This is a genomic window from Phytopseudomonas daroniae, assembly GCF_004327285.1.
GTDB classification, from domain to species: Bacteria; Pseudomonadota; Gammaproteobacteria; order Pseudomonadales; family Pseudomonadaceae; genus Aquipseudomonas; species Aquipseudomonas daroniae.
The window spans coordinates 105,447-126,574 of sequence record NZ_QJUI01000008.1 but is presented as its reverse complement, the minus strand read 5'-3'; the positions used below and the strand labels follow the sequence as shown (position 1 = coordinate 126,574).

At 62.7% G+C, this 21,128-nt stretch carries 20 protein-coding genes; 13 read left to right on the top strand and 7 right to left on the bottom strand.

Going from position 1 to position 21,128, the window contains the following annotated elements; genetic code table 11:
* Positions 1 to 63: 63 nt before the first annotated feature.
* The gene (locus tag DNK06_RS10690; RefSeq protein ID WP_131180016.1) at positions 64 to 1,275 is read left to right on the top strand and encodes a putative DNA modification/repair radical SAM protein; all 1,212 of its coding nucleotides are present in this window, start codon (positions 64 to 66) and stop codon (positions 1,273 to 1,275) included.
* Positions 1,275 to 2,156, top strand: a complete 882-nt coding sequence (locus DNK06_RS10685) for a TIGR03915 family putative DNA repair protein (protein WP_131180015.1) — start codon at positions 1,275 to 1,277, stop codon at positions 2,154 to 2,156. Before DNK06_RS10690 ends, DNK06_RS10685 begins: the two co-directional genes overlap by 1 nt.
* Here the strand turns inward: DNK06_RS10685 and DNK06_RS10680 are convergent.
* Both DNK06_RS10680 and DNK06_RS10675 read right to left on the bottom strand, forming a co-directional pair.
* The gene (locus DNK06_RS10680) at positions 2,122 to 3,267 is read right to left on the bottom strand and encodes a PilT/PilU family type 4a pilus ATPase (protein WP_131180014.1); all 1,146 of its coding nucleotides are present in this window, start codon (positions 3,265 to 3,267) and stop codon (positions 2,122 to 2,124) included. The genes DNK06_RS10685 and DNK06_RS10680 overlap by 35 nt on opposite strands.
* 99 nt (positions 3,268 to 3,366) lie before the next feature.
* Positions 3,367 to 4,401, bottom strand: a complete 1,035-nt coding sequence (locus DNK06_RS10675; RefSeq protein WP_131180013.1) for a type IV pilus twitching motility protein PilT — start codon at positions 4,399 to 4,401, stop codon at positions 3,367 to 3,369.
* Between the two features lie 137 nt (positions 4,402 to 4,538).
* On the opposite strand from DNK06_RS10675, the gene DNK06_RS10670 reads away from it, so the two are divergent.
* The 11 genes from DNK06_RS10670 to DNK06_RS10620 all read left to right on the top strand — a co-directional run bounded on the left by DNK06_RS10670 (position 4,539) and on the right by DNK06_RS10620 (position 14,098).
* Positions 4,539 to 5,225 carry a YggS family pyridoxal phosphate-dependent enzyme gene (locus tag DNK06_RS10670; RefSeq protein WP_131180012.1) on the top strand — a complete coding sequence of 229 codons (687 nt, stop codon included), beginning with the start codon at positions 4,539 to 4,541 and terminating at the stop codon, positions 5,223 to 5,225.
* A gap of 37 nt (positions 5,226 to 5,262) precedes the next feature.
* Complete coding sequence (proC, locus tag DNK06_RS10665; RefSeq protein ID WP_131180011.1) at positions 5,263 to 6,081, top strand: pyrroline-5-carboxylate reductase; 819 nt, start codon at positions 5,263 to 5,265, stop codon at positions 6,079 to 6,081.
* Positions 6,082 to 6,092: 11 nt separating this feature from the next.
* Entirely contained in the window at positions 6,093 to 6,683 is a 591-nt protein-coding gene (locus tag DNK06_RS10660) for a YggT family protein (protein WP_131180010.1), read from the top strand.
* Between the two features lie 238 nt (positions 6,684 to 6,921).
* Positions 6,922 to 7,218 (top strand): DUF167 domain-containing protein, encoded by a 297-nt coding sequence (locus DNK06_RS10655; protein ID WP_131180009.1) that lies wholly within the window; start codon positions 6,922 to 6,924, stop codon positions 7,216 to 7,218.
* Positions 7,219 to 7,326: 108 nt separating this feature from the next.
* On the top strand, positions 7,327 to 9,309 hold the full coding sequence (locus tag DNK06_RS10650; protein ID WP_131180008.1) for a dynamin-like GTPase family protein: 1,983 nt from the start codon (positions 7,327 to 7,329) through the stop codon (positions 9,307 to 9,309).
* A 139-nt stretch (positions 9,310 to 9,448) separates the two neighbouring features.
* Entirely contained in the window at positions 9,449 to 10,588 is a 1,140-nt protein-coding gene (gene metX, locus DNK06_RS10645) for a homoserine O-succinyltransferase MetX (RefSeq protein WP_131180007.1), read from the top strand.
* Positions 10,589 to 10,590: 2 nt separating this feature from the next.
* Positions 10,591 to 11,211 carry a methionine biosynthesis protein MetW gene (gene metW, locus DNK06_RS10640; RefSeq protein ID WP_131180006.1) on the top strand — a complete coding sequence of 207 codons (621 nt, stop codon included), beginning with the start codon at positions 10,591 to 10,593 and terminating at the stop codon, positions 11,209 to 11,211.
* Positions 11,212 to 11,480: 269 nt separating this feature from the next.
* Complete coding sequence (locus DNK06_RS10635; RefSeq protein ID WP_131180005.1) at positions 11,481 to 11,891, top strand: DUF4426 domain-containing protein; 411 nt, start codon at positions 11,481 to 11,483, stop codon at positions 11,889 to 11,891.
* Positions 11,888 to 12,481 carry an RdgB/HAM1 family non-canonical purine NTP pyrophosphatase gene (gene rdgB / locus DNK06_RS10630; RefSeq protein WP_131180004.1) on the top strand — a complete coding sequence of 198 codons (594 nt, stop codon included), beginning with the start codon at positions 11,888 to 11,890 and terminating at the stop codon, positions 12,479 to 12,481. Before DNK06_RS10635 ends, rdgB begins: the two co-directional genes overlap by 4 nt.
* A 99-nt stretch (positions 12,482 to 12,580) precedes the next feature.
* The gene (hemW, locus tag DNK06_RS10625; protein WP_131180003.1) at positions 12,581 to 13,720 is read left to right on the top strand and encodes a radical SAM family heme chaperone HemW; all 1,140 of its coding nucleotides are present in this window, start codon (positions 12,581 to 12,583) and stop codon (positions 13,718 to 13,720) included.
* 54 nt (positions 13,721 to 13,774) lie between these two features.
* The gene (locus tag DNK06_RS10620; protein WP_131180002.1) at positions 13,775 to 14,098 is read left to right on the top strand and encodes a DUF3392 domain-containing protein; all 324 of its coding nucleotides are present in this window, start codon (positions 13,775 to 13,777) and stop codon (positions 14,096 to 14,098) included.
* A gap of 252 nt (positions 14,099 to 14,350) precedes the next feature.
* Here DNK06_RS10620 and DNK06_RS10615 read toward each other — a convergent pair whose 3' ends face one another.
* The 5 genes from DNK06_RS10615 to DNK06_RS10595 form a co-directional block, all read right to left on the bottom strand.
* On the bottom strand, positions 14,351 to 15,034 hold the full coding sequence (locus DNK06_RS10615; protein ID WP_131180001.1) for a TSCPD domain-containing protein: 684 nt from the start codon (positions 15,032 to 15,034) through the stop codon (positions 14,351 to 14,353).
* Positions 15,035 to 15,044: 10 nt separating this feature from the next.
* A complete protein-coding gene (locus DNK06_RS10610) occupies positions 15,045 to 17,186 on the bottom strand; it encodes an adenosylcobalamin-dependent ribonucleoside-diphosphate reductase (RefSeq protein WP_131180000.1) in 2,142 nt (713 codons plus the stop codon).
* Between the two features lie 499 nt (positions 17,187 to 17,685).
* Positions 17,686 to 18,756: an energy transducer TonB family protein gene (locus DNK06_RS10605; RefSeq protein ID WP_131179999.1), complete on the bottom strand. Its 1,071-nt coding sequence runs from the start codon at positions 18,754 to 18,756 to the stop codon at positions 17,686 to 17,688.
* Positions 18,753 to 19,406: a hypothetical protein gene (locus DNK06_RS10600; RefSeq protein ID WP_131179998.1), complete on the bottom strand. Its 654-nt coding sequence runs from the start codon at positions 19,404 to 19,406 to the stop codon at positions 18,753 to 18,755. Before DNK06_RS10600 ends, DNK06_RS10605 begins: the two co-directional genes overlap by 4 nt.
* Positions 19,407 to 19,665: 259 nt before the next feature.
* Positions 19,666 to 20,859 (bottom strand): IS4 family transposase, encoded by a 1,194-nt coding sequence (locus tag DNK06_RS10595; RefSeq protein ID WP_131179997.1) that lies wholly within the window; start codon positions 20,857 to 20,859, stop codon positions 19,666 to 19,668.
* Between the last annotated feature and the right edge of the window lie 269 nt (positions 20,860 to 21,128).

Here is a 21,128-nt window from a genome sequence, read left to right as displayed (position 1 = left end):
GATCTTGCATGCAAATCAAGCATGTCGAATACTGTACATAAATACAGTTATCGAATCCTGCCCATGGAACTGATCGACAAGCTTACGGTACTCGCCGACGCCGCCAAATATGATGTTTCCTGCGCCAGTAGCGGCGCGCCCAAGCGCAGCTCCAAAGGCCAGAGCGGCATGGGCGCCACGGACGGCATGGGCATCTGTCACAGCTTCACGCCGGACGGGCGCTGTGTCGCCCTGCTGAAGGTGCTGCTGACCAACTTCTGTCTGTACGACTGCCAGTACTGCGTCAATCGCCGCTCCAGCGACGTACCCCGCGCGCGCTTCACACCCGAGGAAGTGGTCACGCTGACCCTGGATTTCTACCGGCGCAACTGCATCAGCGGGCTGTTTCTCAGTTCCGGCATCATCCGCTCGGCCGACTACACCATGGAGCAACTGGTACGGGTGGCCAAGCTGCTGCGCGAAGAACACGAGTTTCGCGGCTACATCCACCTCAAGACCATTCCTGATGCGTCGCCGGAACTGATCGCCGAGGCAGGCCGCTACGCCGACCGTCTCAGCGTCAATATCGAGCTGCCCACCGAAAGCAGCCTGATCCGCCTCGCGCCGGAGAAAAGCGTGGCGCCGATCAAACAGGCCATGGGCACCATTCGTGACGGCGTCGAGGAGGCGGACAGCGAAAAACGTGCGCCAGCCTTTGCCCCGGCCGGACAAAGCACGCAGATGATCGTCGGCGCCGACGCCACCGACGACAGCACCATCCTGCACACCGCCCAGTCGCTGTATGGCGATTTCCGCCTCAAGCGCGTCTACTACTCGGCGTTCAGTCCGATTCCACAGAGCCCCAAGAGCGTGCCCTTCGAGGCGCCGCCACTGCTGCGCGAGCACCGCTTGTACCAGGCGGACTTCCTGATGCGCGGTTACGGTTTCAAAGCCGCCGAACTGCTCGATGGCCCCGGCAACCTGGCCCTGGATATCGACCCCAAGCTGGCCTGGGCCCTGAACAACCGCCAGCACTTTCCCGTCGACCTGAATCGCGCCGACGTGACCCTGATCGCCCGCATCCCCGGCATCGGCGTGCTCAGCGCCCAGCGCCTGGTCGCCTTGCGTCGGCAGAAACGCATCCGTTTCGAGGATGTCGGCCGCCTGCGTTGTGCCCTGGAGAAAGCCAAGCCTTTTATCGTCACCCAGGATTACCGCCCACTTCAGGCCACTCGCGAATCCTTGCTGCTGCGCCAGCAACTGAGCGATGCGCCCCGGCAGATGGGGCTGTGGTGATGCACCAGGTTCGCTTCGATGGCAGCTTCGCTGGCTGGCGCGACGCCGCCCGTGCGCAACTGCAGCGCGGCCTGGCACCGCACCAACTGAGCTGGGTGCAGGACAGCCAGGAAAATCAGGATCTGTTCGCTCAACTGGATGCGCCTCAACCGGCCGCGACCGCCGATCGCCCGGTACGCGTGCCCCGTGTCCTGCTCGATCAGCTGGAAAGCGCCGCGCGCTTTCGCTGCGCTCAGCGCTGGGCGCTGCTGTACCGTATTCTCTGGCGCGTCGCCCAGGGCGATCAGGCCGCCATGCTGGCGGGTGATATCGATGGCAGCGAGCTGCATATGCGCCTCAAGGCGGTACGCCGGGAAGCCCATCACCTGCATGCGTTCCTGCGCTTCAAACCTCGGGATGCGGCTGCCGGAGGCCCGCAGCTGGTAGCCTGGCACGAGCCGGCGCACGACATCCTGGCCAGTGCCAGCATGCACTTCGCCGAGCGCCTGGGCCGGCAGACCTGGATGATCGCGACCCCCGACGATGGCGTATATTGGGATGGCGACAAGCTGCATTACGCCAACCCCTGCCCGCCTGAATGGCAGCAACTGGCGCAGGACACCGATGATCGCAACGAAGCGATGTGGCTGGCGTATTACGGCAGCACCTTCAACCCGGCGCGGCTCAATCGCAGCGTGCTGGAAACCAATATGCCGGTACGCTTCTGGCGCAACCTGCCGGAAGGCCCGTTGATTCCAAGGCTGATGAGCCAGGCCAGGGCAGGTGCCCAGGCCGATGGGCAGGCCCAGGCGGTGGCGGCGAAAAGCGGCAAGCGCATTCAGCGCCCACCGCTTCGCCAGGATGAGGTCAGAGTAAGCGCCGGCCCGGATCCTCGTCGGTGATTTCCAGAGCCAGGCCCTGGGACATGCTGGTCAGATGCTCGCCATCGGTTTCCGAGCCAAGCTTGATCATCAGGCGCAGGTCGTTCGCCGAGTCGGCGTACAGCAAGGCGTCTTCGTAGGTGATCTCGCCCTGACTGTAGAGGTTGTACAGCGCCTGGTCGAAGGTCTGCATGCCATGCTCGGTGGAGCGTTTCATCAGGCTCTTGAGCTCGTGCACCTCGCCCTTGCGAATCAGGTCGGCAGCCAGCGGGGTATTGATCAGTACCTCGATTACCGCGCGGCGACCCTTGCCGTCCGGCGTGGGGATCAGTTGCTGGGCGACGATGGCCTTGAGGTTCAGCGACAGATCCATCCACACCTGATTCTGCCGATCCGCCGGGAAGAAGTTGATGATCCGATCCAGCGCCTGGTTGGCGTTGTTGGCGTGCAGGGTGGCCAGGCACAGGTGACCGGTTTCCGCGAAGGCCACGGCGTGATCCATGGTTTCGCGGGTTCGCACCTCACCGATCAGAATCACGTCCGGCGCCTGGCGCAGGGTGTTCTTCAGCGCCACCTCGAAGGAGTCGGTGTCGATGCCCACTTCACGCTGGGTAACGATGCAGCTCTGGTGCTGGTGGATGTACTCGATCGGGTCTTCGATGGAGATGATATGACCACTGCTGTTCTTGTTGCGGTAGCCGATCATCGCCGCCAGCGAGGTGGATTTACCGGTACCCGTAGCGCCCACGAACAACACCAGGCCGCGCTTGGTCAACGCCAGCTTCTTGAGGATCTCCGGCAGCTTGAGGTCATCCAGCGTCGGGATGTTGGTCTCGATACGGCGCAGCACCATGCCAGCCAGGTTGCGCTGGTAGAAGGCGCTGACGCGGAAGCGACCGATACCCCGGGCACTGATGGCGAAGTTGCACTCGTGGTTCTCGGCGAAATCCCGGCGTTGCTGCTCGGTCATCACCGCGTGCACGGTTTCGCGGGTCATCTCCGGCGATAGCGGCGTCTTGGTCACCGGCATGATCTTGCCATTGACCTTCATCGACGGCGGCACACCAGCGGTGATGAACAGATCGGAGCCGCCTTTTTCGACCATCAGGCGCAACAGTTTTTCAAATTCCATGGGTGCCTACCTACATGCGCTGGAGCGACGTTCAGCTACCAGGCGAGTGTTTCGCCGGTGACCAGGAGCACGGGCGATCGACGGATCGCCCGGCATGACTCAGAAGTTTTCAGGTGTCTTGGCCTTCTCTCGGGCACTTTCGCGGCTGACCAGCCCTTTGGAGACGAGCGTTTTCAGGCACGAATCCAGGGTTTGCATGCCCAGTGCGCCGCCGGTCTGGATGGCCGAGTACATTTGCGCCACCTTGTCCTCACGGATCAGGTTACGAATCGCCGGGGTGCCGATCATGATTTCGTGGGCCGCCACGCGACCGCCGCCGATCTTCTTCAGCAGGGTCTGGGAAATGACCGCCTGCAACGACTCGGAAAGCATCGATCGCACCATGGACTTCTCCTCCGCGGGGAACACGTCGACCACACGGTCGATGGTCTTGGCCGCCGAGGTGGTGTGCAGGGTGCCGAACACCAGGTGACCGGTTTCCGCGGCGGTCAGCGCCAGGCGGATGGTTTCCAGGTCACGCATCTCGCCCACCAGGATGATGTCCGGGTCTTCCCGCAGCGCGGAGCGCAGGGCCTCGGAGAAGCCCAGGGTGTCGCGGTGCACCTCACGCTGGTTGATCAGGCACTTCTTCGATTCGTGAACGAATTCGATAGGGTCTTCGACGGTGAGAATGTGGTGGTACTTGTTGCTGTTGATGTAGTCGAGCATCGCCGCCAGGGTGGTCGACTTGCCCGAACCGGTCGGCCCGGTCACCAGCACCAGCCCACGTGGCACGTCGGAGACCTTCTTGAAGATCTCGCCCATGCCCAGGTCTTCCATGCTCAGCACCTTGGACGGAATGGTACGGAACACCGCACCGCTGCCACGGTTCTGGTTGAAGGCGTTGACCCGGAAACGCGCCACGCCAGGCACTTCGAACGAAAAGTCGGTCTCGAGGAATTCCTCGAAATCCTTGCGCTGCTTGTCGTTCATGATGTCGTAGATCAACGCGTGCACCTGTTTGTGATCCAGGGCTGGCAAATTGATCCGGCGCACATCGCCGTCGACCCGAATCATCGGCGGCAGGCCTGCCGAGAGGTGCAGATCCGACGCGCCTTGCTTGGCGCTGAAGGCAAGCAGCTCGGTGATATCCATGGGACTCCCTAATGACGGTAGAATGCCGCGTAACTCAGGATAGGGGGTCTTGGGGGATCACCATACGGCTGCGTGAGCACGCCCTTTGGAGACCACCGTCAAGCCCGCAAGAAACGCTCAGGCGGCAGGCGCAGGTAATGTCCACGATAGTAGAGAATATTGCAAAGGTCGGTGTGCGTATCCGTGAGGCGGCGCAAGCCTCGCAGCGAGATTTCGCCACTATAGGCCTGTTGGCGGTGAGCAAGACCAAGCCTGCCGACGCCATCCGCGAGGCCCAGGCGGCCGGCCTGCATGATTTCGGCGAGAACTATCTGCAGGAAGCTCTCGACAAGCAGGTGCAGTTGGCCGACCTGCCGCTGACCTGGCATTTCATCGGTCCCATCCAATCGAACAAGACCCGTCCCATCGCCGAGCACTTCGCCTGGGTGCATTCGGTGGATCGTCTGAAGATCGCCGAACGCCTGAGCGACCAGCGCCCGCCCGATCTGCCACCGCTGAACATCTGCCTGCAGGTCAATATCAGCGGTGAGGACAGCAAGTCCGGCTGCCAGCCCGACGAACTGGCGGCACTGGCACAGGCGGTTACACAACTGCCCAACCTGCGTTTGCGCGGATTGATGACAATTCCCGAGCCAACCGATGATGCCAGCGAGCAGCGTGCGGCATTCGCCCGCTTGCGCGCGCTGCGGGACGGCCTGAACCTCGATCTCGACACCCTGTCCATGGGCATGAGCCACGACCTGGAAGCGGCCATCGCCGAAGGCGCGACCTGGGTGCGCATCGGTACGGCGCTGTTCGGCGAACGTGACTACAGCAAGACCTGAATCACCCGATCTCGACTCTCTAGATAGGAACCTCACCATGACCACTCCCCGCATCGCCTTTATCGGTGCCGGCAACATGGCTGCCAGCCTGATCGGCGGCATGCTCGCCCAGGGGCTGCCGGCCAGCGCGATCCGCGCCAGCGACCGCGGCGCCGAGCAGCGCGAGAAGATCACCCGGGAACATGGCATCGACGTACTGGCCAGCAATGCCGAGGCCTGCCGCGATGCCGACGTGATCGTCCTGGCGGTCAAACCCCAGGTGATGAAGGACGTGTGCCTCGACCTGGCGCCGCACCTGCAGTCCGGTCAGTTGATCGTGTCCATCGCCGCCGGCATCACCAGCACCAGCCTGGAAAGCTGGCTCGGCCCGCGCGCCGTGGTGCGCTGCATGCCCAACACGCCGTCGCTGCTGCGCCTGGGCGCCAGCGGCCTGTACGCCAACCCGCGAGTCAGCGCCGAACAGCGCCAGCAGGCTGAACGACTGCTCAGCGCCGTCGGCCTGGCCGTGTGGCTGGACGAGGAAAAACTGATCGATGCGGTGACCGCCGTATCCGGCAGCGGCCCGGCCTATTTCTTCCTGCTGATCGAGGCGATGACCGCCAGCGGCGAAAAGCTCGGCCTGCCCCGCGAGGTCGCCGCCAAACTGACGTTGCAGACGGCCCTGGGCGCCGCGCAAATGGCGCTGAACAGCGATGTGGACGCCACCGAGCTGCGCCGCCGCGTGACCTCACCGGCTGGCACCACCGAAGCGGCCATCAAGACATTCCAGGCCGGCGGCTTCGAAGCGCTGGTCGAGCAGGCCGTCAAGGCCGCCGACCACCGCTCGGCCGAACTGGCCGAACAACTGGGTCAATAAGGAGACAATCAATGATCGGCCTGAACACCGCAGCCGTTTACATCCTGCAGACCATCGGCAGCTTCTACCTGCTGATCGTGCTGCTGCGCTTCATCCTGCAACTGGTACGAGCAGACTTCTACAACCCGCTCAGCCAGTTCATCGTGCGCGCCACCCATCCGCTGCTCAAACCGCTGCGCCGCATAATCCCCAGCCTCGGCGGCCTCGACCTGGCGTCGCTGGTGCTGGCGCTGATCGTGCAGTTCGTGCTCATGGCGCTGACCCTGATGCTGATGGGCGTGGGCGTCGGCGATCCGCTGCTGATTCTGGTCTGGTCGATCATTGGCGTTACCGCCCTGCTGCTCAAGGTGTTCTTCTTCGCCCTGATCATCAGCGTGATCCTCTCCTGGGTCGCACAAGGCAGCCACAACCCCGCCGCCCTGCTGGTCAATCAGATCTGCGAACCACTGCTGATGCCGATCCGCCGCATCCTGCCCAACCTCGGTGGCCTGGATCTGTCGCCCATCGTGGCGTTCCTGATCCTCAACCTGATCGACATGCTGGTAATCCGCAACCTGGCGGTCAGCACCGGCATGTTCAGCGGCCTGAGCCTGGCGATCTGAGCCTATTCACGATCTAGCGAGCCAGAGTCAAAGGTTGCCTGACAGACCGCTACAAGGCAGAAGCAGTAGGATGGGTGCAACCCATCGGCAATTGATGGGTTGCACCCATCCTACGGGCTGCAATCGCGATGGTGGATGAAAAGAGCGTCAGCTACGCGCCCCGATCCACCCTACGGCTGCTACCGCCTTGATACGTCTGCATGCGACGCGCGGCAGATAGTGAACAGGTTCTAAGCCCATGGGTTTCCATCGCTGGGACGGCGACGCGCTGATCCTCGACTGTCATCTTCAGCCCAAGGCGAGCAACGATGCCTTCGCCGGGCTGCACGGTGAGCGCCTGAAAATCCGCCTCACCGCCCCGCCGGTGGACGGCAAGGCCAATGCGCACCTGCTGGCCTTCCTGGCCGATGCCTTCGGCGTCGCCAAGAGCCAGGTCACCCTGGAAAGCGGCCAGCAGAGCCGCCAGAAGCGTGTGCGCATCCAGGCTCCCAAGCGGCTGCCAACCGAGCTCGATCTGACCGTTCGCCCCACCTGAGCGACCATCAGTACCATCGCCACGCGCGTCCCATTGACGCCGACACCACCCTTCGCATAATGCTCTGCAGCCCGCATCGTCGCCCGATGCCCTGTCAGGGAATCCCCCATGAGCATGGAACGCCTCAGTGAACAGGTAGATGCCTACGTCGCCTGGAAGCGCGAACTGGTTCTCGAGATCACCCGCTACCGCAGTTGGCTGGCCCACAACCGGCTGAGCAGTGAAGGCGTCGAAGCGCGCCTGGAACGGGCACTGCGCCTGCTGCGCACCGACCACATCACCCTGGCCTTCGTCGGCGAGTTTTCCCGCGGCAAGACCGAGCTGATCAACAGCCTGTTCTTCTCCGAATACGGCCAGCGCATGCTGCCCTCCCAGGCCGGGCGCACCACCATGTGCCCCACGGAAATCCTTTTCGATCCAGGCGCCGAACGCCCCTACATCCGCCTGCTGCCGATCGAGACGCGCATCGCCGAGGCCAGCGTGGCACAGTTCAAACGCACGCCCCGCCATTGGGTGAATATCCCGCTGGACACCAGCGACCCGGACAACATGGCCAAGGCCTTCGCCCAGGTGGCGGCCAGCAAGACCATGGCGGTGGAGAAAGCCATCGGCCTGGGGTTTCACCCGGACAACCTGGAGTCCACCGACACGTCCGGCCAGGTGTTGGTGCCGGCCTGGCGCCATGCCATCGTCAGCTTCGATCACCCGCTGCTGCGCCAGGGCCTGCGCATCCTCGACACGCCGGGCCTGAACGCCCTGGGTTGCGAGCCGGAACTGACCCTGTCGATGCTACCCAACGCCCAGGCGATCATCTTTCTGCTGTCCGCCGACACCGGGGTCACCGCCAGCGACCTGGACATCTGGCAACAGCACATCCAGCCCCTCGACGAAGAAACCCAGAGCTGCCTGTTCGCCGTGCTGAACAAGATCGATGTGCTCTGGGACGACCTTGCCGGCGATGCCTTCGTCGCCACCGCCATCGAGCGGGTGCGTATGCAGGCAGCCTGCCACCTGGGCATCGACAGCGAAGACATTCTGCCGCTCTCGGCCAAGCAGGCGCTGCTCGCCAAGGTGCGCAAGGATCCTGCATTGCTCGCCCGCAGCCAGATGGCCAGCCTGGAGTCGCTGCTCTGCGAGCGCATCGTGGCGCAGAAGGAACGCCTGCTCGAAGAGCGCGTGGTACACCAGGTGCTGACCATGCTCAACAACAGCCAGCACGTGCTCGGCCTGCGCCTGAGCAAGGTCAACGAACAGCTGGAGCTGCTCGACGAACGCCGCCAGGACAACGGACAGATGCTGCTGGAGCTGACCGCCCGTACCAAGGAAGACCACAGCGTGCATCACAAGCGCCTGGTTGCCCTGAAAACCAACCAGCGCCTGATGCGCAACCAGGGCGAACGCCTGAAGGCCGCAGCGAAGCCAGAGAAACTCGACGTTCACCTCAACCTGCTACGCCGCCAGCTCAACGGCAGTTGGACGACGTTGGGCATCAACCAGTCCATCCTGCAGTTCTTCACTGCCGTCGAGGACGACCTGCACAGCCTGTCCCACGATGCAGAAATGGCCAACCGCATGGTCGACGCCATTTACCGTCGGCACAATGAAGAGAATCCGCTGCAGGCCGTCGACGCGCCGAGCTTCGAGCTGGCGCGCTATATACGCGAGCTGCGCCATCTGCAGAAAAAGGCCGATCGCTTCCGCCTGCGTCTCAAGACCCTGCTGACCGAGCAACGCAGCCTCAGCCGGCGCTTCTTCGCCACTCTGGTGCAGGAAGTCATCGGCATGCACCGCCGCCTGCGGCGTGACGCCGAGCAGTGGGCCGACGAAGCCCTGATGCCGCTGATGCAGCACACCCTGGAGCACAAGCAGTTACTGGAAGGCCACATGCTGCGCCTCAAGACCCTGGCACAGGACACCCAGCACGGCCGCCAACGCCGCCAGCAACTGGCGCAGTATGGCGAGGAGCTGAAACAGCAACTGGCTCAGGCCAGCGACATGCTGCGCAGCATGCGCCGCCCCGCGCCGATCCAGCGTCAGGGCAAGGTGGTGGCGCTGTCCGCCATGCCGCGCCCGCAAGGCAACGCAGACTAGGCAGTAACTCGCGCTCAGCAAGAATCGCCACATAACGCGATGCCTGGGCATCGCGGCGTGCGCTTTCCTTGCCGCTGACCAGCGCGCTCTTTAGACTGCTGCACTTTCCTACGTACCTTTCATTATCCGAGCAGGATCGATGCCGACTGTTTTTCCTCAAGACTCCGTTGGCCTGGTCACGCCGCAGATCGCCCATTTCGCCGAGCCCCTGGCCCTGGCCTGCGGGCGCAGCCTGGCCGACTACCAACTGACCTACGAAACCTATGGTGAGCTGAATGCCAGCGCCAGCAACGCGGTGCTGATCTGCCACGCGCTGTCCGGCCACCATCACGCCGCCGGTTACCACAGCGTGGACGACCGCAAGCCGGGCTGGTGGGATAGCTGCATCGGCCCCGGCAAGCCGCTGGACACCAACCGCTTCTTCGTCGTCAGCCTCAACAACCTGGGTGGCTGCAACGGCTCGACCGGCCCGTCCGACATCAACCCGGCGACCGGCAAGCCCTTCGGCGCCGACTTCCCGGTGATGACCGTGGAAGACTGGGTCAACAGCCAGGCACGTCTGGCCGATCTGCTGGGCATCCAGCAATGGGCCGCGGTGGTCGGCGGCAGCCTTGGCGGCATGCAGGCCATGCAGTGGACGATCAGCTACCCGGAGCGCGTGCGGCACTGCCTGGCCATCGCCTCGGCACCCAAGCTCTCGGCGCAGAACATCGCCTTCAACGAGGTCGCCCGGCAGGCCATCCTCACCGACCCGGAATTCCACGGCGGGCACTTCCAGGATCAGGGCGTGATCCCCAAGCGCGGCCTGATGCTGGCGCGCATGGTCGGCCACATCACCTACCTGTCCGATGACGCCATGGGCGAGAAATTCGGCCGCGGCCTGAAGAACGAGAAGCTCAACTACGACTTCCACAGCGTGGAATTCCAGGTCGAGAGCTACCTGCGCTATCAGGGCGAGGAGTTCTCCGGGCGTTTCGATGCCAACACCTATCTGCTGATGACCAAGGCGCTGGACTATTTCGACCCGGCCGCCGAGCACGATGGCGACCTGGCCAAGACCCTTGGCCAGGTCAAGGCGGACTTCTGCGTGATCTCGTTCACCACCGACTGGCGCTTCTCGCCGGCACGCTCGCGAGAAATCGTCGATGCCCTGCTCGCCGCACGCAAGAACGTCTGTTACCTGGAAATCGACGCGCCCCAGGGCCACGATGCCTTCCTCATGCCGATTCCGCGCTACCTGCAGGGTTTCGGCAGCTACATGAAACGGATCGAGGTGTAAGCATGCGAGCCGACCTAGAGATCATCCAGGAATGGATTCCCGCCGGTAGCCGCGTCCTCGACCTTGGTTGCGGCGATGGCGAGTTGCTGGCCTGGCTGAGCGCCAACAAGCAGGTCAGCGGTTATGGCCTGGAAATCGACCCGGAAAAGATCGCCCAGTGCATCGTCAAGGGGGTCAACGTCATCGAGCAGAACCTCGACGAAGGCCTCGGCAACTTCGCCAGCGACAGCTTCGACGTGGTGGTCATGACCCAGTCGCTGCAGGCGCTGCATTTCCCCGACAAGGTACTGGCGGAGATGCTGCGCGTCGGCAAGACCTGCATCATCACTTTCCCCAACTTCGGCCACTGGCGCTGCCGCTGGTACCTGGCCAGCAAAGGCCGCATGCCGGTGTCGGACTTCCTGCCCTACACCTGGTACAACACGCCGAACATCCACTTCTGCACCTTCGAGGACTTCGAGCGCCTGTGCCATCAGCAGAGCGCCCGGGTACTCGAGCGCCTGGCGGTCGACCATGAACACCGGCATGGCTGGGCCAGCCGCGCCTGGCCCAACCTGCTGGGCGAGATCGGCATCTACCGCATCAGCGGGCACAATGCGCGCGACGTGCGCATCGCCAACTGAGCAGCGGAGCCGCCCATGCGCCCAAGGTGGTCAATGTGCCCGAGGCGGCGAATGGGGGTATCGTCATATGGGATGGTAGCCATGTGGCGTAAGCGGCCTGTCGTAGGGTGGATCGGGGCGCGTAGCTGACGCTTGCCTACGCGGCCCGATCCGTCCACCGCTCTGCAATCGCAATGGTGGATGAAAAGAGCGTCATCCACCCTACGGGATGAGCGGCCGCTGGCGCCTTTGGGCAGCCACTCAGCCCAATCGTTCGGATACGACATTTGATGCGTGACACTACACTAGCCATCGTGATCGCCCTGTGCCTGAGCCTGCCGGTAAGTGCCGCCGAGCGGATGCAGCGCCTGGGCGATCTCGAGGTGCATTACAGCGCCTTCAACGCCAGCCACCTGCAGCCGCAGATCGCCCAGGCCAGTGGCCTGGTGCGCAACGGCCAGCAAGGCGTGCTGAACGTCAGCGTGCTGCGGGCGGGCAAATCCAGCCCGGCCAGGGTCAGCGGTGAAGTGAAGAGCGTGCTTGGCCACGGCCAGACACTGACGTTCATCGAGCAGCGCGAGGGCGAATTCGTCTCGTACCTGGCGCAGTTTCCCATCACCTCGCGCGAGGTGCTGCTGTTCAACCTGCAGGTGAACGGCCAGCGCCTGGACTTCAACCAGGAACTCTTTCCGGAGCCATGATGCCTTTCCCAGAACTCGTCCTCGCCAGCCACAACGCCGGCAAACTCAAGGAACTCCAGGCCATGCTCGGCGACAGCGTACGCCTGCGCTCGATCGGTGAATTCAGCCAGGTGGAGCCGGAAGAAACCGGCCTGTCGTTCGTCGAGAACGCCATCCTAAAGGCACGCAATGCCTCGCGCCTGTCCGGCCTGCCAGCCCTGGCCGACGACTCCGGCCTGGCGGTCGACCATCTGGGCGGCGCACCGGGCATCTACTCCGCCCGCTACGCCGATGGCCTGGGGGATGCCGCCAACAACGCCAAACTGCTGGCCGCGCTCAAGGACGTGCCGGACGCCGAGCGTAGCGCCCAGTTCGTCTGCTGCCTGGCCCTGGTGCGGCACGCCGACGATCCACTGCCGATCCTCTGCGAAGGCTTGTGGCACGGCAGCATCCTGCATGAAGCCCGTGGCGAACATGGCTTCGGCTACGACCCGCTGTTCTGGGTCGAAGAACGCCAGTGCTCCAGCGCCGAGCTGTCACCCACGGACAAGAACAGCCTCAGCCACCGCGCCATTGCCATGCGTCTGCTCAAGCAGCGCCTGGGCTTGTAACGGCGTCGCCAGAGGGGCGTTTCGTCCGCGAACATTGGAGCTTTGCCCAAGTCGTGCCACGATAGCGCCCCGCAATCACCCTGCCGTGACCCAACGCCTGTGTTCCAGCTGCCCCCCCTGGCCCTGTACGTCCATATCCCCTGGTGCGTGCGCAAGTGCCCCTACTGCGACTTCAACTCCCACGCCGCCGGCCCCAACCTGCCGGAAGAGGCCTACGTCGACGCCCTGCTCGCCGATCTCGACAGCGACCTGCAACAGGCTCATGGCCGCCCGCTGACCTCGATCTTCTTCGGCGGCGGCACGCCAAGCCTGTTCTCCGCGAAGGCCCTTGGTCGTCTGCTGGAAGGCGTGGAGCGGCGCATCCCGTTCGCCAGCGACATCGAAATCACCCTCGAAGCCAATCCGGGAACCTTCGAACAGGACAAGTTCGCCGCCTACCGGCGCCTGGGCATCAATCGGCTGTCGATCGGCGTGCAGAGCTTCCAGGCAGAAAAACTCAAGGCCCTGGGGCGCATCCATGATGGCGATGAAGCGATCCGCGCCGCCGACATGGCCCGTGCTGCCGGTTTCGATAACTTCAACCTGGATCTGATGCACGGCCTCCCGGATCAGTCCCTAGACGACGCGCTGGGCGATCTGCGCATCGCCATCGCCCAGGCACCGACCCACCTGTCCTGGTATCAGTTGACGGTGGAGCCGAACACGGTGTTCTGGAACCAGCCGCCGGTGCTGCCGGAAGATGACACCCTGTGGGACATTCAGGAAGCCGGCCAGGCCCTGCTCGCCGAACATGGCTACGGCCAGTACGAAGTCTCGGCCTATGCCCAGCCCGGCCGCGCCGCCCGCCATAACCTGAATTACTGGACGTTCGGCGACTTCATCGGCATTGGTGCCGGCGCCCACGGCAAGCTGAGCACACCAGACGGCCGCATCCGCCGCACCTGGAAAACCCGCCTGCCCAAGGACTACCTCGACCCTGCCAAGCACTACAGTGCTGGCGAGCGCCTCCTCAGCGCCGAGGAGCTGCCGTTCGAGTTCCTGATGAACGTACTGCGCCTGAGCGATGGCTGCGCCGCCGAACTGTTCAGCCAACGAACCGGCCTGCCGCTGCAGCAACTGGCTGCCGCACGCGAGCAAGCGGAACGCCGCGGCCTGCTGCAAAAGGATCCGGCTCGCCTCACGGCAACCCGCGAGGGCCAGTTGTTTCTCAATGACTTGCTGCAGTATTTTCTGCCGTAAGCGTCGAGCGAGGGCGCACCCAGCGCCGGCCCTCTCAACTCACAAGGAGCCCCCATGGATTTGCTGCTGGATATGATCGCTACCGTTTCGCGCTGGAGCCGCGGTCACCTCTACGAGATATCCCTGGCACTGATGGCCACCCTGCTCGTGCTGTTCGGCCCTGGCATCAATGCCTGGGTGCAACGCAGCATCAGCGGCCTCAACTTCATTCTGCGCACGCTGATCTTCGTGCTGGTCTGCGCAATCGGCTACGGCCTGGTGATGGTCTACCTCACGCCTCTGCTGGCCCAGGGCCTCGGCCACTTCAACAATTACACCCTGGCGCCGGTGCTGCTCCTGGTGTTCTTCCTGATCGGCGTGCTGGCGGATCGCAGCTGAAAGAGCGCCGAGGCATCAGCAGGGTGTTCCGGTCTATCGCACCCTGCCCCTGATGGACACCCGGCACCGTAGGGCGGATCGGGGCGCGCAGCCTAGCCGAAGGCGTGATCCGCCGAACGAACCCGACACCGACGTAGATACCAAACACGGCGACGCTTTGCTACAAAGGTTGATCCGCTCTACTGCGTTGCCGGATCGTATCGCCCCGCCGGGTTGCCCGGTAGCGCCCCTTGCAACGGCTGCAGGCGGCTATTATCCGCACTTGCTGTCCCCGCAGTTCAGGCAGGTCAGGCAGCCGTCCAGTTGCACCAGCGCCATGTTGTGGCACTTGCCACACAGCGCGGCGCCCGGCGGGTAGCCGGTGTCCGCCGGGCTGGCGGTGCTCGCCTTGAATTCCGCCTTCTTCTGCTCGATGAAGGCCTTCTGGTGTTCGTCGAGGCGCTCGGAGTCGATCAGGCCGATCTTGCGCAGGTGGATTTCGATCACATCGCCGATCTCGGCCACCAGCGACGGCATGAACTTGCCACCCTTCTTGAAATAACCGCCCTTGGGATCGAATACCGCCTTGAGTTCCTCAGCGAGGAAGGTGCAGTCACCGCCCTTGCGGAACACCGCCGAGGCGATGCGCGTAAGGGCGACGATCCACTGGAAGTGATCCATATTCTTCGAGTTGATGAAGATCTCGAACGGATGACGCTGCTCATGCTCGGTGCCCTGGTTGAGCACGATGTCGTTGATGGTGACGTACAGCGCATGCTCGGACAGCGGCGTCTTGATCTTGTAGGTCGAGCCTTCCAGCGCCTCGGGGCGCAGAACCTTCTCGTGCATCAGCTCGATTTCCTGCGGCACCGGGCCGGTATCGGCGGCGGCCTGCTGCGGCTTGACCACTTCGTAGCCGACGATCTTGCTGTCGATGCGGATTGTCTTGTTGCTCATCGGCACGTCCTCAGAATTTTCCGTAATAGCCTTCTTTGAGGGCATCGAACAGATTGGCGGCGCTGTGGATCTCGCCGTCGTATTCGATTTCCTCGTTACCCTTGGCTTCGACGATCTGGCCGTCGGCAAGGGTGAAGCGGTAGGTGGTGGCAGCCAGATCGGCCTCCTTGACCAGCACGCCCTGGAAGGCCTCGGGGTTGAAACGGAAGGTGGTGCAGCCCTTCAGACCCTGCTGGTGGGCGTACACGTAGATGTCCTTGAACGACTCGTAGGGATAGTCGCTGGGCACGTTGGCGGTCTTGGAAATCGAGCTGTCGACCCACTTCTGCGCCGCCGCCTGGATATCCACGTGCTGCTTCGGCGTGACGTCGTCGGCGGTGATGAAATAGTCCGGCAGGCCGTTGCCGGGCGCTGCCTCGGCGTCGATGAAATGCCGGTAGGCGAGCAGTTCGGACGAGTAGACGTCGACCTTTTCCTTGGACTTCTTGCCTTCGCGGATCACGTTGCGGAAGTAGTGGTGGGCGAAGCTCGGCTCGATGCCGTTGCTGGTGTTGTTGGCCAGCGACAGGGAAATGGTGCCGGTCGGTGCGATGGAACTGTGGTGGCTGAAGCGGCTGCCCGTCTCGGCCAGCTGTTCGATCAGTTGCGGTGCGACTTCGCCGATGCGCTGCATGTAGCGCGAGTACCTGGCCCAGAGCACACGCCCCTTGAGCGTATCCCCGGGCTTGATGCCGTCCACGGCCATTTCCGGGCGCTTGGCAAGCATTTCGGCGCTGACGACGAAGTCCTCGTCCATCAACGGAGCCGCCCCCTTCTCCCGTGCCAGCTCCAGGCCGGCTTCCCAGCCGACCACGGCCATCTGCTTGGCGACTTCCTCGGTGAACGCCAGCGACTGCACATCGCCGTACTGCATCTTGAGCATGGTCAGGGTCGAGCCCAGGCCGAGGAAGCCCATGCCATGGCGGCGCTTACGCTGGATTTCACGGCGCTGCTGCTCCAGCGGCAGGCCGTTGATCTCCACCACGTTGTCCAGCATGCGGGTGAAGATGCGCACCACGTCCTTGTACTCGTCCCAGTCGAAACGCGCCCGCTCGGTGAACGGATCGCGCACGAACTGGGTCAGGTTGACCGAACCGAGCAGACACGCGCCATAGGGCGGCAGCGGCTGCTCGCCGCAAGGGTTGGTGGCGCGGATGTCCTCGCAGAACCAGTTGTTGTTCATCTCGTTGACGCGGTCGATGAGGATGAAGCCCGGCTCGGCGAAGTCGTAGGTGGAACTCATGATCATGTCCCACAGACGCTGCGCCTTGATCACCTTGTACACCCGACAGGCGGTCAGGCCCTGGTCGTTGCTGATGTAGGGGCCCTTCTGCGGCCAGTCGCGCCAGATCACCTGGCTGGCGTCGGTGGTGTCGATGCCATCTTCCTCGACCTCCTTCTGGCTCAGCGGGAAGGCCAGCGGCCAGTCGGCGTTGGCCTGCACGGCGGCCATGAATTCGTCGGTGATCAGCAGGCTCAGGTTGAACTGCCGCAGGCGGCCGTCTTCGCGCTTGGCGCGGATGAAATCGGCGACGTCCGGATGGCCCACGTCGAAGGTGGCCATCTGCGCTCCACGGCGCCCGCCGGCGGACGACACGGTGAAGCACATCTTGTCGTAGATATCCATGAACGACAGCGGCCCCGAAGTGTACGAGCCGGCCCCGGAGACATAGGCACCGCGCGGGCGCAGGGTGGAGAACTCGTAGCCGATGCCACAACCGGCCTTGAGCGTCAGGCCGGCCTCGTGAACCTTCTCGAGGATATCGTCCATGGAATCGGCGACGATGCCGGAGACGGTGCAGTTGATGGTGCTGGTGGCGGGTTTGTGTTCCCAGGCACCGGCGTTGGAGGTGATGCGCCCGGCGGGGATGGCGCCACGACGCAGCGCCCAGAGGAATTTCTCGCCCCAGAGCTTACGCAGTTCAGGTGTCTGCTCGACTTCGGCCAGCGCCTTGGCGACGCGCTGGAAGCTGTCGTCGATGGTCTGGTCGATGACCCGTCCGTCCTTGGCCTTGAGGCGGTACTTCTTGTCCCAGATGTCCATCGACGCATCCTGGATGGGGATATCGGCGACGGCCTTGCTGATGGATCGTACCTTCGCTGCTTGGGTCATTGCAGGGAACCTCCTGGTTCAAGGGCGGAGTATTGCTTGGTGCGTATAGACTGGCGGATAGCCCAACCATCGCACCGTACACAAGATGTTGTGTTGACTGCACGATGGTAGCCCATATGTAGGGCCCAACCAAGATGATAATGATTCTTGTCGACGAGCGAGCGCGACCGATGCGCGCAGGCCGGCACGGCGCCAACAAGTTGCAATCGACATGGATACCGCCGCCATCAGACGGGGAACCACCTGAGAAAAGTGGTGCCGCGAAAGTGGCACCGGAGAGAAGAGTTGACGCACACGCCCTACGCGGGAGTGCCGACCTCGGCGCGAAGCGAGCTAGAGGACTGGAGCTGGCGCATCGAATCGGCGGAGTAACACGGCACAAGCTATCCGCTGTCATCAGGGAACAAACCACGGCTTGAAGATCAATCGTGGCTTACTCTTGGAGAGTGAAGCAGGCAGGTGGCGACACATTCGGTCGCCGCGTACCTGGGAGCGGCTGCTATGGGTGAGTTTGGCCTGCAGCCGCTCTCTGCTGCCTCACCCCCTCGTGCACATATTGCCAGTACTCGGCCTGTGGATTGGCCCGGCACTGGTCGATGATCCACGGCAATGCCCGCGCGAAAGCTTTGTCGACCTCGGTAGCCGAGGCGCTGTTCTGTTGGCGCAGCTCGGTGAGGAAAAGCAGTGCGGAAGTCTGCTGGAAGGTAGACAGATCGCTCGTTGGTTTGCCAGGCGACGTTTGCTCGAAAGTTTGCAGTTCCTGGATGACCTGGGCGCAGCTCTGCTCCTGCGTGCGAACCATGGATTGTGGCTTGAGAATCATCCGCTGGCTGGTTCGTTGCGTAGCCGGTGCCTCCGGGCTGGCTGTCCAGGGCTCATAGCGCCACGTCCGCACCGTTTCCTGCACAGCCGAGCGGGCGAGCTCGGGCGCATCGCCAGTGACCGTCACATCCCTGACGGTGCCATCGGCGTGTACTTCGTAGCTGACGGTCAACGCCGTGCGCTGCTGCAGGGTTGCCGGTGCTACCGGCATCGGCGTGTGCATGGGCTTCAGTGGTGTGAGCTTGAACAGCGCGGCATCGGCCTGAACGCGCGCGGCGAAGTTGTCGATGATCCGGCGGATGTTGTCATCGCGGCCATCCGGGTGCACGAACAGGCCGTTGTAATGCGTGGTTCTGTTATCGATGCGGTATGTGGCTACCTCCTCCTGGCCACGGGTCACCCGGAACACCAGCTCCGAGTCCCAGGATACGGAAGCCGGGATGATGAACAGGCTGAAAGCGCTGAGAAACTGAGTGGGAATGTTGCTGAAGCCGTAATAGTCGCCGACCGACAGCACCTGGATGTTGTAGCCGCCGGGGTCGAATCCTCCGCGCACTTGTTCGAAGACGCCCACGCTACGCAGGTGGTTACGGATAAGAGTGCCGGGTATTGGCCCCAGGGTCTGCACGCTTACTTGTGGCAGCGTCAGCTCGTGATTCAGCGTCGGCGCTGGGAGAGTGTGGTTGACCTGGCACCCCCCCAGGAACATCAGCAGGCAGAAGCCCAGGATGCGCAGTGGATTGTTCATTTCGCCTGCCCCGAGAAAATCGATTCGAAGATCGCGGCATTCTTAGCATTGCTGTCGAGCACGAAAGGATAGGCGCCCTCCAAGTGCTCAAGTTCAAGCCGCTGCAGCGGTGGAAGATTGGGGTGTTTGCGGGCGGTCAGGGCTTGATCCCGTTCGACGTCGTAGCTGTGGATGAACGAGCAGTGAGCGTTGTAGTCGATACAGGCGGCACGGAAGTCGCCTATGTAATACGCCTTGCCGGGCTCCAATTGCAGCGTGATGGAGAAATCCTCGCGCTTCCAGACGGTAGGGCCGTTACTGCGCTTGAACAGGACGTTGTACAGCTCGTAGCGCCCAGGCTTGAGCGGCATCACGAACAGCGTGCCGATGCCGCGCTGGCCATCGCGGATGTCCCGTGGAGTGCGCATGTGAACGTTGTTACGCAAGCGGGCAGAGGCGAAACCGCCGCCACCCTTCTGGCGCAGTTGAATGCTTTGTTCATGCAGCGAGTACTTGGTGCCTGGCCAAACGCCGACCACGCCCACCAGATAGCTGGTGGAACCACCATCGGCAGGGCGAATGCTTTTGTCGATATCGATGGGCGACAGACTGTAACAACCGGCCAAGTTGAGCAGCAGCAGGGCGCAGCAGAGATTGCGGAGCAGAGGCATCGGTACACTCGCGTGCAGGCGGCGCCACCGAGCGCCAAGGCTGGCGGAACCGATAATGAACACAAGGTGTGAAGCAATGGGCACAGCACACCAATCCTTGGCGAAGCGGGGCGCGATTATAGCGAAGTACGGCCTTGGATGGACGTATCGAGACCTGAACTACGATATACATCGCACTTTGGGCGCTCAGGCACTTGCTGTGGGTCGTGGAGAGTGCTTGGGAACCAAAGGGATCGGAGTCTGAGGAATCCCCACAAATCTACTCCAGTTGCTGAGCTTGGCGGCGCACCTCATCACGCAGCAGTAGTTCCATTTCAGCCAGTACGGAGTTGGGCAAATCGTTTGCTGAGCGCCTCAGGTATTCGAGGCCGACTCGCCAGAGTGACAGCACGGGTTTATGCCTGACACTGTTGCTTTGGAAGCGACGAGACTGACCTGTTGTCCGAGCTCGCAAGCCTGCCAAGTACAAGACGTAACAGGCCAGCGCAGCGATCAGCAACAGGATCTCAATGCGGCGAGGGCAGCGAGTACGGTGTAGGTCGAAGGCAAAGCCGAAGCGCAGGCTTTTCACGTCCCGAAATCCTTCTTCGATCTGCATCCGTTTGCGGTAGATCGCTACGATGCTTCGAGCAGTCCATTGGGATTGTGCAAGGTTACTCGCCAATAGCCAGGGTTCTTGCTCACGCCGGGCGCTCTGTCGACTGAGCTTGCTGCGGGCAACACTGCCTGTCACGCGTCGATGCTTACGCCCCTTGGGCGGTTGGTGCACGCAATACAGCGGTACGAGATGCGGCGCACTGCGCGTTATTTCGATTGGGCCGAGCGAACGTGCGACAGGCGTTGCCTGTTCGTAGAGTTGTTTGATCGGCTGCCACTGGCCTTGCTGGTTGCGATAGAGATCCCGGTTACGCACACGCCCTACGTAATACCAGCCTCTGGCCTCGACAGCCTGGAACCAGGGCCGCCGAAAACCGGCGTCGGTCACCAGGATCGGCCTGCAATGCTCGGGAAGCATGAGCGTCAACGCATCGAGCAATTGGCACTGCCGTTTAGGGCAGCCCTCGCGCTCATGGACAGCCTCGTAAATCGGAAATGCTCTGCCAGCCAGCGGTATAGAGGCACGTAACAGATAAAGATCGGAGGCCGCATTAATCGGTGACCAATCCACCAGAATCACGGGCTGCGGCAAGTTGCCAATCAACGCCTTGAGCATCTTCCAGTAGAACAGTAGGCGTTCGGACTGGAGCTGGGCGTTACCAAGCAGGCGATCCACTCGCTTGATCGAATGCTTGGTGTAAGCCTTGCTGGGGATGGCCCTGCCCAGGTCGGTCAGAGTCAGCCGGTGCCCTTGAAGCAGGGCACTGACGCAACTCATCAGAGCGTTCAGGCGCTTATCGTGAACGGTAGGGAATGCTTGGGAAAATGCGTTGTGTAAAAATCGTACGGCCTGCATGAGTCTCGGGTGGTTGGTGTGTTTGGCGACTACCAAACTGCCCGACTCATGCAGGCTCTTTCAAGCTATCTGATTGATCAACCTGAATATTTTGTGGGGATTCCTCAGACTCCGACCCCTTTAACCAGAAAATCAGAATCCGCGTCATGCAGGGCTGTTTGGTGATTACGGCGGAGTGAAACAAATAGCCCCGGCTTGCGCCGGGGATGTTTTCAAGCACCTGGAGTCTCGATGTGAAATGACCGGCAACAACGACAGACTGAAATTAA

What these genes read in the sequence shown, in the direction of transcription:
- DNK06_RS10685 (WP_131180015.1), top strand. Translation starts at nt 1,275, where the DNA reads ATGCACCAGGTTCGCTTCGATGGCAGCTTCGCTGGCTGGCGCGACGCC.
- DNK06_RS10620 (WP_131180002.1), top strand. Translation starts at nt 13,775, where the DNA reads ATGGATTTGCTGCTGGATATGATCGCTACCGTTTCGCGCTGGAGCCGC.
- proC (WP_131180011.1), top strand. Translation starts at nt 5,263, where the DNA reads ATGACCACTCCCCGCATCGCCTTTATCGGTGCCGGCAACATGGCTGCC.
- metX (WP_131180007.1), top strand. Translation starts at nt 9,449, where the DNA reads ATGCCGACTGTTTTTCCTCAAGACTCCGTTGGCCTGGTCACGCCGCAG.
- DNK06_RS10595 (WP_131179997.1), bottom strand. Translation starts at nt 20,859, where the DNA reads ATGCAGGCCGTACGATTTTTACACAACGCATTTTCCCAAGCATTCCCT.
- DNK06_RS10635 (WP_131180005.1), top strand. Translation starts at nt 11,481, where the DNA reads ATGCGTGACACTACACTAGCCATCGTGATCGCCCTGTGCCTGAGCCTG.
- metW (WP_131180006.1), top strand. Translation starts at nt 10,591, where the DNA reads ATGCGAGCCGACCTAGAGATCATCCAGGAATGGATTCCCGCCGGTAGC.
- DNK06_RS10680 (WP_131180014.1), bottom strand. Translation starts at nt 3,267, where the DNA reads ATGGAATTTGAAAAACTGTTGCGCCTGATGGTCGAAAAAGGCGGCTCC.
- DNK06_RS10655 (WP_131180009.1), top strand. Translation starts at nt 6,922, where the DNA reads ATGGGTTTCCATCGCTGGGACGGCGACGCGCTGATCCTCGACTGTCAT.
- DNK06_RS10610 (WP_131180000.1), bottom strand. Translation starts at nt 17,186, where the DNA reads ATGACCCAAGCAGCGAAGGTACGATCCATCAGCAAGGCCGTCGCCGAT.
- DNK06_RS10660 (WP_131180010.1), top strand. Translation starts at nt 6,093, where the DNA reads ATGATCGGCCTGAACACCGCAGCCGTTTACATCCTGCAGACCATCGGC.
- DNK06_RS10650 (WP_131180008.1), top strand. Translation starts at nt 7,327, where the DNA reads ATGAGCATGGAACGCCTCAGTGAACAGGTAGATGCCTACGTCGCCTGG.
- rdgB (WP_131180004.1), top strand. Translation starts at nt 11,888, where the DNA reads ATGATGCCTTTCCCAGAACTCGTCCTCGCCAGCCACAACGCCGGCAAA.
- DNK06_RS10605 (WP_131179999.1), bottom strand. Translation starts at nt 18,756, where the DNA reads ATGAACAATCCACTGCGCATCCTGGGCTTCTGCCTGCTGATGTTCCTG.
- DNK06_RS10690 (WP_131180016.1), top strand. Translation starts at nt 64, where the DNA reads ATGGAACTGATCGACAAGCTTACGGTACTCGCCGACGCCGCCAAATAT.
- DNK06_RS10615 (WP_131180001.1), bottom strand. Translation starts at nt 15,034, where the DNA reads ATGAGCAACAAGACAATCCGCATCGACAGCAAGATCGTCGGCTACGAA.
- DNK06_RS10600 (WP_131179998.1), bottom strand. Translation starts at nt 19,406, where the DNA reads ATGCCTCTGCTCCGCAATCTCTGCTGCGCCCTGCTGCTGCTCAACTTG.
- DNK06_RS10670 (WP_131180012.1), top strand. Translation starts at nt 4,539, where the DNA reads ATGTCCACGATAGTAGAGAATATTGCAAAGGTCGGTGTGCGTATCCGT.
- DNK06_RS10675 (WP_131180013.1), bottom strand. Translation starts at nt 4,401, where the DNA reads ATGGATATCACCGAGCTGCTTGCCTTCAGCGCCAAGCAAGGCGCGTCG.